This window comes from Rhodococcus sp. NPDC060176, from assembly GCF_042728675.1.
In the GTDB taxonomy this organism is placed as follows: Bacteria; Actinomycetota; Actinomycetes; order Mycobacteriales; family Mycobacteriaceae; genus Rhodococcus_F.
In genome coordinates this window covers 71,039-86,637 of the sequence record NZ_JBHWYS010000015.1, presented here as the reverse complement: position 1 = coordinate 86,637, position 15,599 = coordinate 71,039, and the positions used below count along the sequence as shown (strand labels likewise).

At 61.1% G+C, this 15,599-nt stretch carries 15 protein-coding genes; 10 read left to right on the top strand and 5 right to left on the bottom strand.

Annotated elements, in window-relative coordinates:
- Window positions 1-9: 9 nt before the first annotated feature.
- From ACFWEM_RS33295 to dnaA, 5 genes are all read right to left on the bottom strand, one after another.
- The gene (locus ACFWEM_RS33295; RefSeq protein WP_003942471.1) at window positions 10-555 is read right to left on the bottom strand and encodes a DUF721 family protein; all 546 of its coding nucleotides are present in this window, start codon (window positions 553-555) and stop codon (window positions 10-12) included.
- Window positions 548-1,777: a DNA replication/repair protein RecF gene (recF, locus tag ACFWEM_RS33290; protein WP_378539899.1), complete on the bottom strand. Its 1,230-nt coding sequence runs from the start codon at window positions 1,775-1,777 to the stop codon at window positions 548-550. Before recF ends, ACFWEM_RS33295 begins: the two co-directional genes overlap by 8 nt.
- On the bottom strand, window positions 1,778-2,686 hold the full coding sequence (gnd, locus tag ACFWEM_RS33285; protein ID WP_378539898.1) for a phosphogluconate dehydrogenase (NAD(+)-dependent, decarboxylating): 909 nt from the start codon (window positions 2,684-2,686) through the stop codon (window positions 1,778-1,780).
- 44 nt (window positions 2,687-2,730) lie between these two features.
- Window positions 2,731-3,915, bottom strand: a complete 1,185-nt coding sequence (gene dnaN / locus ACFWEM_RS33280; RefSeq protein ID WP_007729165.1) for a DNA polymerase III subunit beta — start codon at window positions 3,913-3,915, stop codon at window positions 2,731-2,733.
- A gap of 584 nt (window positions 3,916-4,499) precedes the next feature.
- On the bottom strand, window positions 4,500-6,062 hold the full coding sequence (gene dnaA / locus ACFWEM_RS33275; protein ID WP_003942491.1) for a chromosomal replication initiator protein DnaA: 1,563 nt from the start codon (window positions 6,060-6,062) through the stop codon (window positions 4,500-4,502).
- A gap of 780 nt (window positions 6,063-6,842) precedes the next feature.
- On the opposite strand from dnaA, the gene rpmH reads away from it, so the two are divergent.
- From rpmH to ACFWEM_RS33225, 10 genes are all read left to right on the top strand, one after another.
- On the top strand, window positions 6,843-6,986 hold the full coding sequence (gene rpmH, locus ACFWEM_RS33270; RefSeq protein WP_003942540.1) for a 50S ribosomal protein L34: 144 nt from the start codon (window positions 6,843-6,845) through the stop codon (window positions 6,984-6,986).
- A gap of 26 nt (window positions 6,987-7,012) precedes the next feature.
- Window positions 7,013-7,393, top strand: a complete 381-nt coding sequence (gene rnpA, locus ACFWEM_RS33265; protein WP_003942450.1) for a ribonuclease P protein component — start codon at window positions 7,013-7,015, stop codon at window positions 7,391-7,393.
- Window positions 7,390-7,770 (top strand): membrane protein insertion efficiency factor YidD, encoded by a 381-nt coding sequence (gene yidD / locus ACFWEM_RS33260; protein WP_007729147.1) that lies wholly within the window; start codon window positions 7,390-7,392, stop codon window positions 7,768-7,770. Before rnpA ends, yidD begins: the two co-directional genes overlap by 4 nt.
- Before the next feature lie 4 nt (window positions 7,771-7,774).
- Entirely contained in the window at window positions 7,775-8,881 is a 1,107-nt protein-coding gene (gene yidC / locus ACFWEM_RS33255; protein ID WP_378539897.1) for a membrane protein insertase YidC, read from the top strand.
- A 20-nt stretch (window positions 8,882-8,901) separates the two neighbouring features.
- On the top strand, window positions 8,902-9,465 hold the full coding sequence (locus ACFWEM_RS33250) for a protein jag (RefSeq protein ID WP_003942504.1): 564 nt from the start codon (window positions 8,902-8,904) through the stop codon (window positions 9,463-9,465).
- Between the two features lie 236 nt (window positions 9,466-9,701).
- Window positions 9,702-10,577 carry a GNAT family N-acetyltransferase gene (locus ACFWEM_RS33245; RefSeq protein ID WP_378539894.1) on the top strand — a complete coding sequence of 292 codons (876 nt, stop codon included), beginning with the start codon at window positions 9,702-9,704 and terminating at the stop codon, window positions 10,575-10,577.
- Window positions 10,578-11,853: 1,276 nt separating this feature from the next.
- Window positions 11,854-12,534 (top strand): 16S rRNA (guanine(527)-N(7))-methyltransferase RsmG, encoded by a 681-nt coding sequence (gene rsmG, locus ACFWEM_RS33240; RefSeq protein WP_019746204.1) that lies wholly within the window; start codon window positions 11,854-11,856, stop codon window positions 12,532-12,534.
- Between the two features lie 81 nt (window positions 12,535-12,615).
- The gene (locus ACFWEM_RS33235) at window positions 12,616-13,617 is read left to right on the top strand and encodes a ParA family protein (protein ID WP_003942510.1); all 1,002 of its coding nucleotides are present in this window, start codon (window positions 12,616-12,618) and stop codon (window positions 13,615-13,617) included.
- A 1-nt stretch (window position 13,618) separates the two neighbouring features.
- The gene (locus ACFWEM_RS33230) at window positions 13,619-14,659 is read left to right on the top strand and encodes a ParB/RepB/Spo0J family partition protein (RefSeq protein ID WP_378539893.1); all 1,041 of its coding nucleotides are present in this window, start codon (window positions 13,619-13,621) and stop codon (window positions 14,657-14,659) included.
- 255 nt (window positions 14,660-14,914) lie between these two features.
- Window positions 14,915-15,598 carry a GNAT family N-acetyltransferase gene (locus tag ACFWEM_RS33225; RefSeq protein WP_283305626.1) on the top strand — a complete coding sequence of 228 codons (684 nt, stop codon included), beginning with the start codon at window positions 14,915-14,917 and terminating at the stop codon, window positions 15,596-15,598.
- The last annotated feature ends 1 nt before the right edge of the window (window position 15,599 follow it).

Sequence of the window (15,599 nt, the reverse complement as noted above, 5' to 3'; positions counted from 1 at the left end):
GAGTTTTCCTCAGCCGTACGTATCGCGAGGTCCGCGGCCTTTCACATGCCTTTCACCCTTGCGCCAGCTCGGCGCGCTCGGTCCGGTGATACGCAGCGTCTTCACGACGCCGTCACCCACGGCAGCGGCAATTTTCGCCAGGATCTGCGACTGCATCATGCGCAACTGGGTCGCCCACGCCGTCGACTCGGCGGAGATGCTGAGTACACCTTCTTTCAGCGAAATCGGCTCGGCATGGGCAGAGATGTCTTCACCGACGACCTGCGGCCACCGGCCGAGGACCGTGCCCTCGGACACCTTGGGGGACCACCCACGCGACTTGGAGATCGCACTGGTGAGGGCACCGAACGGCTGAGGGTCCCGCGCATCCGGGCCGGGGCCGGACCAACCGCTGCGCCGACGCGGGCGGCCGCTTCCGTATTTGGGCGACGAACGCCCCTGACCGACGGCCTTGCCGTTGGCCTTGGCCGTCGCGCGCGCCTCCTCGAGGGCACGGCGCGCCAGATCGATCCCTTTGAGCTCGGGCTCCGGAGCCGCGCTGCTGTCTTCAGTCATCGAACTCGACCTCCTGATCCGTCGAGCCTACGGGCACTATCCGAGATATCCGACCGTCTCCGGTATCGGAGGCTTCGACGCCGAACTTGGCCGCCTCGAGTTCGTCCGGGACGTCCTCGGGAACAGCAGCCGTGATCAGTACCTGTTCGGCGGTAGCGGCAACAGTGGCGAGCGCTCGACGGCGACGACGGTCCAATTCCGCGAACACGTCGTCCAACATCAAGACCGGGTCGCTGCCGTCTGCACGCAGTAAGGCAAAACCTGCCAGTCGCAGCGAAAGCGCAAAAGACCACGATTCACCATGGCTGGCAAAGCCTTTCGCCGGACTATCGCCGAGAATCAGCTCCAGATCGTCCCGATGCGGACCGACCAGACACACTCCGCGATCAATTTCCTTCGACCTCATCTGTGCCAACTCGAGATGGAATCTCTCCTCAAGGTACGCAACGTCGTCGATACCGGAAATCCTTGCAGGGTCGGTGAATTCGGGATCCAACGAGGACCCCAGACTGCTCTTGTATCGAATCGACGCCGGCCGGGATTCGGGTGCGATGGAACGATACGACTCCGCCAGATGCGGCGCCAGATCATGGACCAACTCGAGGCGCCCGGCCAACAATTGTGCGCCGTGAGCGGCCAGATGCCCGTCCCACACCTCGAGGGTGGAGAGGACGTTGTCGGACTCGCCACCTCGAGAACCTCTGCGCAAAGCCGCACCGGCAGTTTTGAGCAGCGCCGAACGCTGGCGCTGCACCTTGTCGTAATCCGCACGGACAGCGGCCATTCGGGGAATCCGGGACGTCAACAACTCGTCGAGATAGCGTCGACGATCACCAGGATCGCCGCGTACCAACGACAAATCCTCCGGCGCGAACATCACCGACTGCAGAATCCCCAGCACTTCACGCGGTCGACGCGTCGGAGACTGATTTATCCTGGCGCGGTTGGACTTTCCCTCGATCAGTTCGACATCTATGGTCAGTTCACGCCCGTTGTTGACCACCGTTGCACCGGCAAAGGCACTGGCGGAACCGCTGCGGATCATCGGTGCATCCGCGGACACTCGATGTGACGACAGCGTCGACAGATACCCGAGCGACTCGAGGACGTTGGTTTTACCGTGCCCGTTGGAACCGAGGAACACGGTTGTTCCCGGCGTGAGGTCAAGCGTCAGCGAATCCCAGGATCGGAAGTCCCGCAGCGAAAATCTACGAACGAACACTTAGCTTCCAGAAGCCGAATTCTTGGGCGAAGCGCTCTTGACCGCGTGACCACCGAACTGATTACGCAAAGCCGACACCGCCTTCATGGCCGGTGAATCATCCTGTCGTGAAGCAAATCTCGCGAACAGAGCAGCGGAGATGACGGGAGCGGGGACCGCGTGCTTGATGGCTTCCTCGACGGTCCAGCGGCCCTCACCGGAATCCTCGGTATAGCCTGTGATCTGCGCAAGCTCCGGATCCTCCTCGAGGGCGTCGACAAGCAGATCGAGCAACCACGAACGTACGACGGTTCCCTTCGACCAAGCTCGGAGAACACCCGGAACGTCCGCGATCAGGCTTTCCGCCTCGAGGAGCTCGTACCCTTCGGCATATGCCTGCATCAGCCCGTATTCGATGCCGTTGTGCACCATTTTCGCGTAGTGCCCAGCACCGACCGGGCCGGCATGGACAAAACCGTCGGCAGCGTCGCCGTCGGGGCGCAGAGCGTCGAAGATCGGCATTGCCTTCGCCACGTCGGGCTCGGATCCGCCCACCATCAGGCCGTAGCCGTTCTCACGGCCCCAGATGCCACCGGAGACACCGCAGTCGAGGAAACCGATCCCACGGGCGCCCAACAGCTCCGCATGGACAGCGTCGTCGGTGTAGCGAGAGTTTCCACCGTCGATGACCAGATCGCCGCCCTCGAGGGCATCCGCCAGTTCGGCAATGGTGCTCTGGGTGATGTCACCAGCCGGAATCATCACCCAGACGACTCGAGGTCCCTCGAGGGAAGCAGCGAGTTCGGCAAGTGACCCGACATCGGTGACTTCCGGTCGAGGGTCGTATCCGATTACCTCGAGGCCATGCGCGCGCAAGCGCTCACGCATGTTGAAACCCATCTTGCCGAGACCTACGAGTCCGATCTTCATACTGTTCTCCCTGGTCAGGCGCGAACTGAAGTGCGGGGTACCACTCAGCCCGGAAGGCGAACCGGCATCAGCAGGTACGTGTATTCGCTCGAGGGCGCAGCGAAGTTACCGGACTCGTCTGCCGTGGGCTCTTCCTCGGCCGCGGGGCGAAGAACAGCCGGACGGCTGGGAGTGGTGAAGCCGAACAGAACGTTTTCGCTGTGAAGCGAGTTCAATCCGTCGATCAGGTAACCGGGGTTGAACGCAATGGTGAGTGCTTCGCCCTGGAATGACGCGTTGAGCGTCTCTTCCGCGCGGCCGGCGTCGTCGCCACCCGCAGAGAGGAGCAGGCCGTCAGCGGAGAACTGCATGCGTACCTGTGCGCCACGCTCGGCGACGAGTGCTACACGCTTGATGGCCTCGATGAGAGGCGTGACCTCGACGGTTGCCATCGCGGTGTGCTGAGCGGGCAGCAGCTGACGGAACTTCGGGAACTCGGCGTCGAGGAGACGCGTCGTGGTGCGGCGTCCGTCGTTGACGATGCCGAGGAGTCCGTCGTTTCCGATGGTCGTACCGGAACCGAGAGCCAACTCGACCGGCGAATTTGCATTGCCGGCAAGCGTTTTCGCGGATTCGGACAGAGTCTTGGCCGGGATGAGAACAGCAGCCTGGACGTCGGGATTGGCCGGAGTCCACTCGAGTTCACGCACAGCGAGACGGAAGCGGTCGGTAGCGGCGAGGACGATCGAATTCTGTTCGATCTCGACACGGATACCCGTGAGCATCGGAAGGGTGTCGTCCTTGCCGGCTGCAACGGCTACCTGGCTGATGGCTTCGGAGAACAGGTCGACGGGAATGGACCCGGACTGCTGCGGAAGCGTCGGAAGCTGGGGGTAGTCCTCGACCGGCATGGTGGGCAGGGAGAACTTGGCGCTTCCGCACGAGATGAGCACGCGAGTGCCCTCGAGGGTCACATCGACCGGCTTGTTGGGAAGCGACTTGGTGATATCGGCAAGGAGGCGACCGGAGACGAGTGCCTGACCTGCAGTTGTGACATCTGCCGAGACGCGGACCTGCGCGGATACCTCGTAGTCGAACCCGGAAACAGTGAGGCCGGCCTCGGTTGCGTCGAGAAGAACTCCGCCGAGAACCGGCACGGGCGGCCTCGAGGGCAGGCTACGAGCAACCCACGCTACTGAATCAGCGAACTCTTCCCGGGAAACGCGAAACTTCAGGCTTCCAAGCTCCATCGCCGGGTTATTCCTCTCGGTAGGCATGTTCGTCTGCTGCGGATCTGCATCAGCTCACTTGAAGTCTGACACAGACCAAGCGATGCCCACCGTATGCCCTCGAGGGCGCAAGTGGAAAGCCGAAGCCGGGATGAGCGCAGCCTGAGGCGAGGTTCTCAACAGGAGTTGTCCCCAGAACTATTTTCAAAGAGCTTTTCCTAGGAAATTCTCAGTAGTAGTAATAAGTCCTGTGCAATCTGTGGAGCAACGGTTGTCGACGCTGGTAGGTCCCCTCGAGGGCCTGTGCACTTCTCGAGGACAGACTCGAGGACCAATCGACCCCCTCTGTGCACTCTCTGAAAGTTTTCGGATTCCTCCTCGAGAACTCCACAGACTTCGAGAGTTATCAACACAGTTATCCACAGATGTGAATACTTTTCACAAGAAACGAAGAGTTTGTTCTCATCGGCGTGTCCAACTCCGGCGTGTCGTCCCTCGAGGCGGACAACCGCCCTCGAGGGGATCGCACGTGAACCCTTCGAAAACACCGATGCCGCTCGAGGGAAACCTCTGCCTCGAGCGGCATTGATCGAAATAAGTGCAGGTCAACGCTTGGAGCGCTGCTTGATCCTTGCGGTCAACTCCTGAACCTGGTCGTACACCTTGCGGCGTTCCGTCATTTCCTTACGGATCTTCTTGTCGGCGTACATGACCGTCGTGTGGTCACGGCCGAACGTCTGACCGATCTTCGGCAATGACAAATCAGTGAGCTCACGGCACAGATACATCGAGATCTGGCGGGCCTGAGCGAGCGGCCGGGCCTTACCCGGCCCACACAGGTCGTCGATCGACATGTTGAAGTATTCGGCCGTCACAGCCATGATCGTCGCCGCATTGATCTCGAGGCTCGACGAATCGGGCATCAGATCTCGCAGGACCACCTCGGCCAACGTCAGATCCAACGGCTGACGGTTGAGCGAGGCAAAAGCGGTGACGCGGATCAACGCGCCCTCGAGTTCACGAATGTTGCGCTCGATACGGCTGGCGATCAGCTCGAGGACGTCGTGCGGGACCTCGAGGCGATCCATCCTTGCCTTCTTGCTCAGAATCGCGATACGCGTCTCGAGCTCAGGCGGCTGAACGTCGGTGATCAGGCCCCATTCGAAGCGCGTCCGCAGACGCTCCTCGAGGGTTGCCAACTGCTTGGGCGGACGGTCCGAGGAAACGACGATCTGCTTGTTCGCGTTGTGCAAGGTGTTGAAGGTATGGAAGAACTCCTCCTGAATACCTTCCTTGCCCTCGATGAACTGGATGTCGTCGACCAGCAGGACATCCGTTTCCCGGTAGCGACGCTTGAACGCGACCTTGCGGTCGTCACGAAGACTGTTGATGAAGTCGTTGGTGAATTCTTCGGTCGAGACGTACTTCACCCGCATGCCGGGGAACAGACGCTGTGCGTAGTGGCCGGCGGCGTGAAGAAGGTGCGTCTTGCCCAGTCCCGAAGCTCCCCAGATGAACAAGGGGTTGTAGGCACGCGCCGGCGCCTCCGCGATCGCGACGGCAGCGGCATGGGCGAATCGGTTGGACGAACCGATCACAAAAGTGTCGAAGGTGTACTTCGCGTTGAGGCTGTTCGCGCCGGACCCCGAAGCAGAAGGAGTAGCGGGCGGCTTCGTGAAGTACGACGGCCACGATTCGTGAACGCTCGCGAGTGCTTCGCGGTCGTCGTCGACTTCTTCGGTCTCGGCAGTCTCGGAGTCCGAGGGTTCGCCGTCACCTTCGGTGAATCTGCGACGACGGTATGCGCCCGAGCTGTTGACCGACTCGAACTGACGGCTGCCCGTGCGCTCCTCGACAGGTTCGGCGGGTGCGTCGGCATCGTCTTCGAGTGCGATGCGGACACCGAGTCCTTCGACCTGGCCGCCGAGATGGCGTCCGAGTGCCTGCAGGATCGGCTCGCGTAGATCGCGCTCGATCGTTTCTTGAGCAAATGGCGATGGAACCGAGAGGAGTGCAAAACCCTGAGCAAGTGTGAGAGGCCTCACCAGACGGACAAACGCCTTCTGCTTACTGCTCAAAGCCGGAAGATTACTTCCGGGGTCATCACTCGTGAGTTCTGCAACCACGTCGACCCAGACCCGTGCGAGCGCGTTGGGATCGTCGTTCACGTGGTTCCTTCCCGTGTTTCGCCGACAGTGGGTGTGCTGCAGCTGCCGAGCGTATGGCTGCGGCGTCGAATGATTCGGTGGATTACCACCCGGGGTGAGAACCCCGTAACAGGCTACGAATATGCCACCTGGGCTGTGTTTCCACACAATTATCCACAGATGTGGACAAACCTGCACTGAGTCGGTTTTTTCGTCAACCAAATTCGCTGAAGTGACCGAGAAATTGATCTACCTGCAACTTTGTTGGAACTCGAGGCGTTCGCCACTTGGTGTCGGGGATGCGTCAACACTCACAGCCCTGTGGATGAATGTGGAAACTCGGGATTCGGGGTCGCGTCCGGCGCTCATGCCCGTATGTGCTGATGAGGCCTTGTCGCGAGCATGCGCCGGTGGAACCGTCCGGCTTGCCTTCAGGCCACCTGCAGTCCGTAGCGGAACTGTTGCCAAGGTCACACTTGCCGCCTCGCTCGAGGTCACGGCCGTATGCACACCGGAATGGGAATCTGCGGAATAATGCAACTGTCGGCGTGTCGTCGCAGTTGCCGCGGAAGGGCTTCGAATCGGGCTGGTTTGACCTTGGCAACGGTGGTAAGTAACCTCGAACGGTCACCCGCTGGTGGTGATCGCTTCGTGCTGGCTACATATGTCAGGTCGGATCGGTCTTCCAAGCCACAACGAGTGAAGTTGATTGTTCTGTACCTGTTGGATCCAAAGGCGCCGTAAGGCGTCGATCACTGAATGACGCCGGGAGGCGTCAATGAACTTCGAGGAGTGTTGACCGTGGCCAAGGGCAAGCGGACGTTCCAGCCGAATAATCGCCGCCGCGCGCGTGTTCACGGCTTCCGTCTTCGTATGCGTACCCGTGCGGGTCGTGCAATCGTTTCGGCGCGTCGCCGTAAGGGCCGCGATTCTCTCACCGCCTGATCTGATTTCGAGTTCAGGAGCTCGGGGTGTTGCCTGAGCCGTTCCGGTTGCGTCGCCACGCGGATTTCTCCGTGGCGGTGCGACGTGGGCGTCGTATGGGAAGACGCGACCTTGTCGTGCACGCGTTCGATCGCGAGCAAGTAGAGGCGCTGGTAGTAACAAATCACGGTCCCCGTTTCGGGCTGATCGTGAGCAAGGCTGTCGGGCCGGCGGTGATTCGACATCGAGTCGCACGCCGGCTTCGTCATATCTGTGCAGATTTCGTCGGACAGGTTTCGCCGGAGACAGACGTGGTTATCCGCGCACTTCCGGGCGCAGCTACCGCCAGTTCAGCCGAACTGGCCAAGCAGTTGCGTGGGGGCCTGACCAAAATGAACCTATTGGTGTCGGTAAGTGAAGAGCCATGAGTACTCCGCTCTCTGAGCAGATCGAGACTCCCAGAGCCTCCCGTGTCATCACGGTGTTGAAGGCTGTGCGTCGCGCTCCCGCCACTGTTCTCATCTTCTGTATCGAGTTGTACCGGACGTATGTGTCGCCCTTGAGGATGCCGACCTGCCGGTTCACCCCCACCTGCAGTGAATACGCAGTCGAAGCGCTGCGCACTCACGGGGCGATCAAAGGCCTTTTCTTGACTGTGGTGCGGTTGGCGAAGTGTGCCCCCTGGCATTCTGGAGGGTGGGACCCTGTCCCTGCCCGTCGTGACCGTGATGCGGGTAGCCGCCATAGCTGTCCGGAAGCACGCGCAGCGTGTCACAGTCCGACGGACGAACAGAGGAGTACTTAGAGCCGTGCTCAATTTCATCTACTATCCGGTATCCGCGATTCTGTGGGTCTGGCACAAGGTCTTCGGGTTCATTCTCGGCCCGGACAACGGAATAGCCTGGGCGCTCTCCGTGGTGTTCCTGGTGTTCACCTTGCGTGCGGTTCTGTACAAGCCGTTCGTGAAGCAGGTCCGCACGACGCGTCAGATGCAGGAACTGCAGCCGCAGATCAAGGCATTGCAGAAGAAGTATTCGGGCGACCGTCAGCGCCAGGCCGTCGAGATGCAGAAGCTCCAGAAGGAGCACGGATTCAACCCGATCATGGGCTGTCTCCCGGTCTTGGCTCAGGCTCCGGTGTTCATCGGTCTGTTCCACGTCCTGCGCTCGTTCAACCGCACCGGCACCGGCATGGGCCAGCTGGGCATGAGCGCCGAGGACAACCTCAACACCCCGAACTACGTCTTCTCGGCCACTGACGTCCAGTCGTTCCTGGATGCTCGTCTGTTCGGCGCGCCCATCTCGGCCGCGATCACGACGCCGGTTGCGCAGCTTCAGGCTTACGTCACCGAGAACGTTCCCGAGCTTCCGTCACGCCTGAACATCATTCTCGTGGCCGCTCCGCTGATGATCATCGCCAGCATCGCGACGCATTTCAACTCACGCGCTTCCGTTGCCCGTCAGAGCGAAGCAGCTGCCGCGAACCCGCAGTCCGCGATCATGAACAAGCTCGCGCTGTACGTCTTCCCGCTCGGTGTTCTGGTCGGTGGACCGTTCCTCCCGATCGCGATCCTCCTGTACTGGGTGTCGAACAACATCTGGACCTACGGTCAGCAGCACCTCGTCTTCCGCAAGATCGACGCCGAAGAAGAAGCCAAGAAGCAGGAAGCGATCACTCGCCGAAACGACAATGCGCCCAAGCCCGGTGCCCGTCCGGATCCCAATAAGAAGAAGGGATCCCCGGCTGCGTTGAAGACCGCGGAATCAGCTGACGACGACGGCGATGCCCCGGAAGTTTCGCTCAAGAAGCCACAGCCGAAGCCCTCGGGTTCCAGTGGTGGTTCCACGTCGAAACCCAAACAGAACCGGCCACAGAGCAACCGCGGCAACTCCCCCAAGCGCAATAAACGGCGCTGATCCAGGAAAGAGAACGACCAATGTCCAGTGAAGCTGACATCGTTGTGGATGGAGAGAACGCAGACGTGAGCACCGAGACCACTGCGCCGGTTACCGATGTGGATGTAGACATCGACGATTCCGATGACGACCTGATCGAAGAGGGCGAGATCGCCGGCGACTACCTCGAGCAGTTGCTCGACGTGCTCGATTTCGACGGAGACATCGACCTTGACGTCGAGGGCGATCGGGCGATCGTCAGCATCGACGGCGGCGACGACCTGACCAAGCTCGTGGGACGTAAGGGTGAGGTTCTGGATGCTCTCCAGGAGTTGACTCGTCTGGCAGTTCAGCAGTCGACCGGAGAGCGCAGCCGCTTGATGCTCGACATCGCCGGCTGGCGTGCGGGCCGTCGTGAGGCACTCAGTGCTCTCGGTGCGGAAGCTGCACAGCGTGTTCTCGAGACCGGCGAACGCGAAGAGCTTGCTCCGATGACGCCGTTCGAACGCAAGATCGTGCACGACGCCGTCGCCAAGGTCGCCGGTGTTTCCAGCGAGAGCGAAGGCGCTGAGCCGTCTCGCCGAGTAGTTGTCCTCAAGGACTGACACTCCCCCTTTGATCGAATGCGGGCCCCGAATTTTCCGGGGCCCGCTTTTGTGTCCGAGAGGTGTTTCACGTGAAACCGAATCCGGCGGCACGGTGAAGGTCAGGTGCTTATCGTTGTCGGACACAGCCTGTCTCTATTTCGGAATCTGTCGTCAATGAAGCGTCGTGAAGGGAAGCAATCTTGCTGATACGACCCGCGACACGGGCCGAGCTGGAAGAGCCCGTGGGGTTCGCGATGAACGATCCGGTCGGGTTCGTCGACGCTGACTCGCTCCGGGAAGAGGTGACGGCCGGACGACTTCGTCCGGAATGGACCTGGTTCGCCGTTGACGGCTCGAGGATCGTCGCGCGTGCCCTGTGGTGGGGGCGTGAGGACAGCGAGCGTCCGCTCGCCCTTGATTTCCTGCACGTGCTGGCTGACGTGCCGGATCGTGCCGCGCTTGCCGCCGAACTCATGTCGCGGGCGCACACCGAGTTCCACGCGAAGCCCGAGTATGTGCTGGTCGTGCCGACCGCCGGGCAGGACGCGGATTCCGCCGTAGCAGACGCCGTGTCCTGGCGTCGCGAGGCGGCCCAGGCGGCCGGACTGACCGAGATCATCGAGCGGCTGCGTTTCGAGTGGACGCCTGCGGCCGGTGTGCCCGCCCCCTCCGAGCGTCTGATGTTCCGTCCCACCTCCGATGAGGAGTTCCTCGCGGTGTTCCAGCGGGTCGCTGTCGGCAGCCTGGACGTCGCCACGCAACGAGGCATCGCGGCCACGGACATCGTCAACCAGGCCCGGGACGATCTCGAGTTCTACCGGTCGTGCCCCGGCGAACGATCGTGGTGGCGGCTGGCGGAGACCATGGACGGGACGCTGGTCGGCTTCGCGATCCCGTCCGCGACGCCCTACGACCGCAACGTCGGATACCTCGGAGTAGTGCCCGAGCTGCGCGGGTGCCGCTATGTGGACGACATCCTCTGCGAGATCACCCGCGTTCACGCAGCCGATGGCGCCAATCGCATCACCGCGACGACGGACGTGCCCAACACGCCCATGGTCGCGGCCTTCAAGCGGGCGAACTACCGGGTGACCGAGGTCAGGATGGTGTTCGAGGCCCCGGCGGGCTGAGTCGGGCGTCAATCGGAGGTTCGCTGCCGTCGCCGGCTCGCGCCGGCTCGGGCCTTTCTGTCCAGCTTGTCCGACAACTCGGCCCGCATACCCTGCTACAACGGTGTCGTACAAAAATGGAGGTCTCCAGATCCGGCTTGGCAAATTCGGCGATACGCTCGGTCACTCGCATCGTCACCGCCGCCACGGTGGAGTCGGAACAGAGGTCGGCAGCGACCGAGACTTCGATCCCGAACATCTCTCGCAGGCGGGCGGCGATCCCCTCCCCTCCCCCGGCCGGAATAGTCGGCCCTTCGTTTCACGTGAAACCGGATCGATGGTTGTTGCCCCGAGCCCTCGATCTCGATTCCAGATTGGTACTGGACGCCAATTGGATGGCAATCACGAATTCAATGGCCTAAGGGTGTGCCGTCGTCAGCGAGAACCCAACTTGACGGATGCTGCCGTGAACTAACTTCAGTCCGAACTCGGAATCGTCGTTGGATGTTTCGAGTGTCACGAAGAGTTCGTTGCGTGCCGGGCGCGTGCCGGATTCGACGATCGTTTCGGAGATGCCAACTGGCTCGGCGGGAAACTGGGCAGTCGGCCGGCAGAACAGAACTTCGATTGCGAGGTTCCGGATTTCGGGTTGGAGTCCAACCCAGTGTCGAGCCGGAGTGCTTTTACTGTCAGTCCAGAGGCGAGGGCGAACTCTTCGATGCGCATCGGTTGGTGCGAAGCTCATTGGATTGATTCTCGGTTTGTGATGCCAAGACTCCGGCCTACCGCAACAGGAGAGTCAAGTCGACGAATGAATGGCTCGCAGCAACCGGCGATGAGATACCGAAACTGTCCGGGACTTGAACTCGAAGATCATCCGAGTCCAAAAATAGACTGGGTCAGACTAACGAGTCCGTCCGGCTGTCCGACGGCAGCAATTTTCGGCAACCACTTTTCGTTGAAAATTGACCATTTTGGTTCAGAATTCCATCCATGTAACTACCCACGGCAGTTTCGTCACTGTGATGATACTCAGAATTGCGCTGCTATCGGCATTCGGCCGGCCGGCTATGTTTCACGTGAAACGCGTCAGAATTGGAAGATCTGTCAGCGCGATGTTTCACGTGGAACGTGAACCCCTCCCCTCCCCCGCTTGAATTTTGGGCCGAATACTTCCCAAAGAATGAACGAGTCGGCAGACTCACAGCGAGTCGGTGTGCAGAAGCGAACACATGTCGGCTCCAGAGCGGATAATGATTTCGGTCTTGATTGTTGATTTCGCGGTTTACGCGGGAGGATGTTTCACGTGGAACAGAATGGTGCGGCGTCGGTTGACTGGGACGAACAAGAGACTGCGCGCGCAGTGTTCGGTGACAGATATGAGATCGCGGAACGGTATTACCAATCCCTGGCGACGGATGGTGTCGAGCGCGGGCTGATTGGTCCCCGTGAAGTTCCTCGACTGTGGGAGCGCCACCTTCTCAATTGCGCCGTCATCGGTGAGTTGATCGCCGAAGGTGAGTCGGTTGTGGACGTTGGAAGCGGCGCCGGCCTACCCGGTATCCCTCTCGCAATCGCCCGCCCGGACTTGAAGGTGACTCTGGTCGAACCGTTGCTTCGACGCTCGGTGTACCTCGCGGAGTTCATCGAGTCCAACGGATTGGACGTATTGGTTGTCCGAGGGCGAGCCGAGGAATCGGGTGTTGTGAAGGAAGCGGGCGGCGCGGATGTAGTCACCTCGCGAGCTGTGGCGCCTCTCGAGAAGCTCGCACGTTGGTCCCTCCCACTCATTCACGAGCACGGCCGGATGTTGGCACTCAAGGGTTCGAGCGCCGCCGAGGAGATCGAGCGGGACCGTACGGCGCTCACCAAGTTGGGCGCAGGTAAGTTGGAAATACTCGAATGCGGAGCCAAGATTCTCCGCACCCCCACTGTTGTGGTGAAGGCCGAACGTCTCCCGAAGCGCCGCCAGCGTTGATGATTTACACGCATGCAATCGAGAGCAATGTACAGATGATGAGAGCACCTAGTGATCGATTCCCAATCGAAGGAGCAGTCAATGTCGGGTCGATCTGAATCCGCCGTTTCACGTGAAACACCGAAGCAGCACACGAGTGCGGGTGCGGATCAGATCGTCAATGACGACGACAATTTCACCGCCCCCTACGCGGCGATCTCCTCGGAGGAGACCCCCATCGGGGCGGCCGCGCACCGAGCGAGCCAAGTGCTTCATCCCCATTCGGTGACGCTGCCGAAGCCGGCGTTCCGCCGCGTGATCACCATCGCCAACCAGAAGGGTGGCGTCGGTAAGACGACGACCACAGTGAACCTTGCGTCGGCGCTCGCACTTCAAGGCCTCACGGTCCTGGTGGTCGATTTGGACCCTCAGGGCAACGCCAGCACGGCTCTGGGCGTCGTCCATACCTCGGGCACCCCCTCCAGCTATGAGTTGCTCATAGGCGAAGTGAAGGCCCCGGAGGCGATCCAGACCAGTCCGCACAGTGAGCGCCTTCTCTGCATCCCGGCAACGATCGATCTGGCGGGCGCCGAGATCGAATTGGTCTCCATGGTTGCCCGCGAGAATCGACTCAAAGGCGCGCTCAACGACAAGGTGCTCGCGGAACTCGACGTCGACTTCGTTCTCATCGACTGCCCGCCTTCGCTGGGACTGCTGACCGTCAACGCGATGGTCGCTGCCAAGGAAGTTCTGATCCCGATCCAGTGCGAGTACTACGCCCTCGAGGGGGTCGGTCAGTTGCTCCGCAATATCGAACTCGTCCAGGCTCATCTGAACCCGGATCTGCATGTCTCCACCGTCCTTCTGACGATGTACGACGGGCGCACCAAGCTGGCCGACCAGGTCGCCGAAGAAGTACGCAAGCACTTCGGTGAGGCCGTCCTGCGCGCTGTGATTCCGCGCAGCGTGAAGGTGTCCGAGGCTCCCGGATACGGGATGACAGTTCTCGATTACGACCCGGGTTCACGTGGCGCCATGAGTTACCTCGACGCCGGCCGTGAACTTGCCGCCCGCTCTGCCACCACGACGACCCAGGAGCAGTGAGATGAGTCAAGCACGCAAGGGTGGATTGGGCCGCGGCTTGGCTGCTCTCATCCCCACCGGGCCGGCCACGGCGCCGGGTCTGGGATCGGCTGCAGCGGACGTCGTAATCGGCGTCGACAAGCGCAACCCCTCCCCTCCCCCACCGACCAAGGCGGCCCCGAAAACGCCGAAAGCCACCAAGTCGTCGGCTGCGAAGGCTCCGGTGGAAGCTGAGCCGGAGACCGAACTCGAGCCGACCGGCGCGGTCTATCTCGAGATCGAACCGAGCCTGATCGAGACGAACCCGAAGCAGCCTCGCAGCGTTTTCGACGAGGAAGCACTCGCGGAGTTGGTTCACTCGATCCACGAGTTCGGCTTGATGCAGCCGATCGTGGTCCGTCGTCACGGTGACAAGTACCAACTTGTCATGGGTGAGCGTCGCTGGCGCGCGAGCCAGGAAGCCGGGCTGGAGAAGATTCCGGCGATCATTCGTGAAACAGATGACGACTCGATGCTGCGCGACGCGCTCCTCGAGAACATCCATCGAGTGCAGTTGAACCCCCTCGAGGAGGCAGCGGCGTATCAGCAGCTGCTCGAGGAGTTCGAAGTCACCCACGAAGAATTGGCCAATCGGATCGGACGTTCGCGTCCCGTCGTGACCAACATGATTCGTCTGCTGAAGCTGCCGGTGGCGGTTCAGCGCCGCGTTGCGGCTGGAGTACTTTCGGCCGGCCATGCGCGCGCACTGTTGTCCCTCGAGGCGGGTGCCGACGCCCAGGAGGTTATGGCGGCGCGCATCGTCGCCGAAGGAATGTCGGTTCGTGCGACGGAGGAAGCAGTCACTCTGGCCAACCGGGCGGACAATGAGATCGCTCCTCAGCAGAAGCGGAAGCCGATCGTGATGCCGGGTCTGCAGGATGTGGCCGAGCGGTTGTCGGACTCGTTCGACACCCGGGTGACTGTCAGTCTGGGCAAGCGGAAGGGAAAGATTGTGGTCGAATTCGGCTCGGTCGACGACCTGCAACGCATCGTCGGGATGATGGAAGCGCAGAAATCGACGTAGTGAACTCGGAAGCCCGTTTGGTGACGTAATGACGATGACCGGGCACACCACCTATTTTCGTCACTGTGACAAATCTAGGTGGTCCGAGCTTCTCGAAATCTTGAACCGGGACGAAAGATGTTGAACAGCAATACATTAGGGCGATCAACTCTCGTGCCACTGCCGACTTGTCGCAGCCGGCCTATCCTGGAGAAGAAAAAAGCGGCGGGCGAGCATCAAAACCGCTTCGGGGACCTACGGAGAGTGAGTTAGTCAGTGTCGACTCACGTCATCACCTCGCTCACGCTCGACACCCTCGATCAGCTTTCCGCCCATGCGCGTCGTTGCGTGTTCTGGGAGATGGATCCGGGCGCGCTTCACGACGCCCGAGGATTCTGCGATCAGGAATTCGAGAAGGAAGCATGGCTGTCGATGGTCATGCTCGAGTGGGGCTCGTGCGGACAGGTCGCCGTCCGAGACGGAAAGCCGCTCGGTAGTGCGTTGTACGCCCCTCCCCGCACGATCCCGCGCGCGCAGCTGTTTCCGACCAGTCCGGTCAGTTCGGACGCAGTGCTCCTGACAAGCCTTCGGCTCGAGCCTTCGGGCATCGAAGAAGAACTTGGGCCGAGCCTGCTGGCCGCTGTCGTGACAGATCTGGTTCGACGCGGAGTTCGTGCGCTCGAGGCATTCGGTATCCGCAGCGACGGCCTGGGGCCCGCGTCCGACGTGGCCAGCGCAACCGCAGCTTTGGAATGTTCACCCGCAGAATGCATGATCAGTGCCGAGTTCCTCGAGGATTACGGTTTCGAGGTCGTGGCTCCGCACCATCGTTATCCGCGGCTTCGTCTCGAACTCAATCGAGACCACGAATGGAAAGTCGACGTCGAAGAAGCCCTCGACCGTCTACTGAAGGCTGCAGCTCTCGAGATGGTGGAGATCAGCGAGCTCGCCAGAGTGTGAG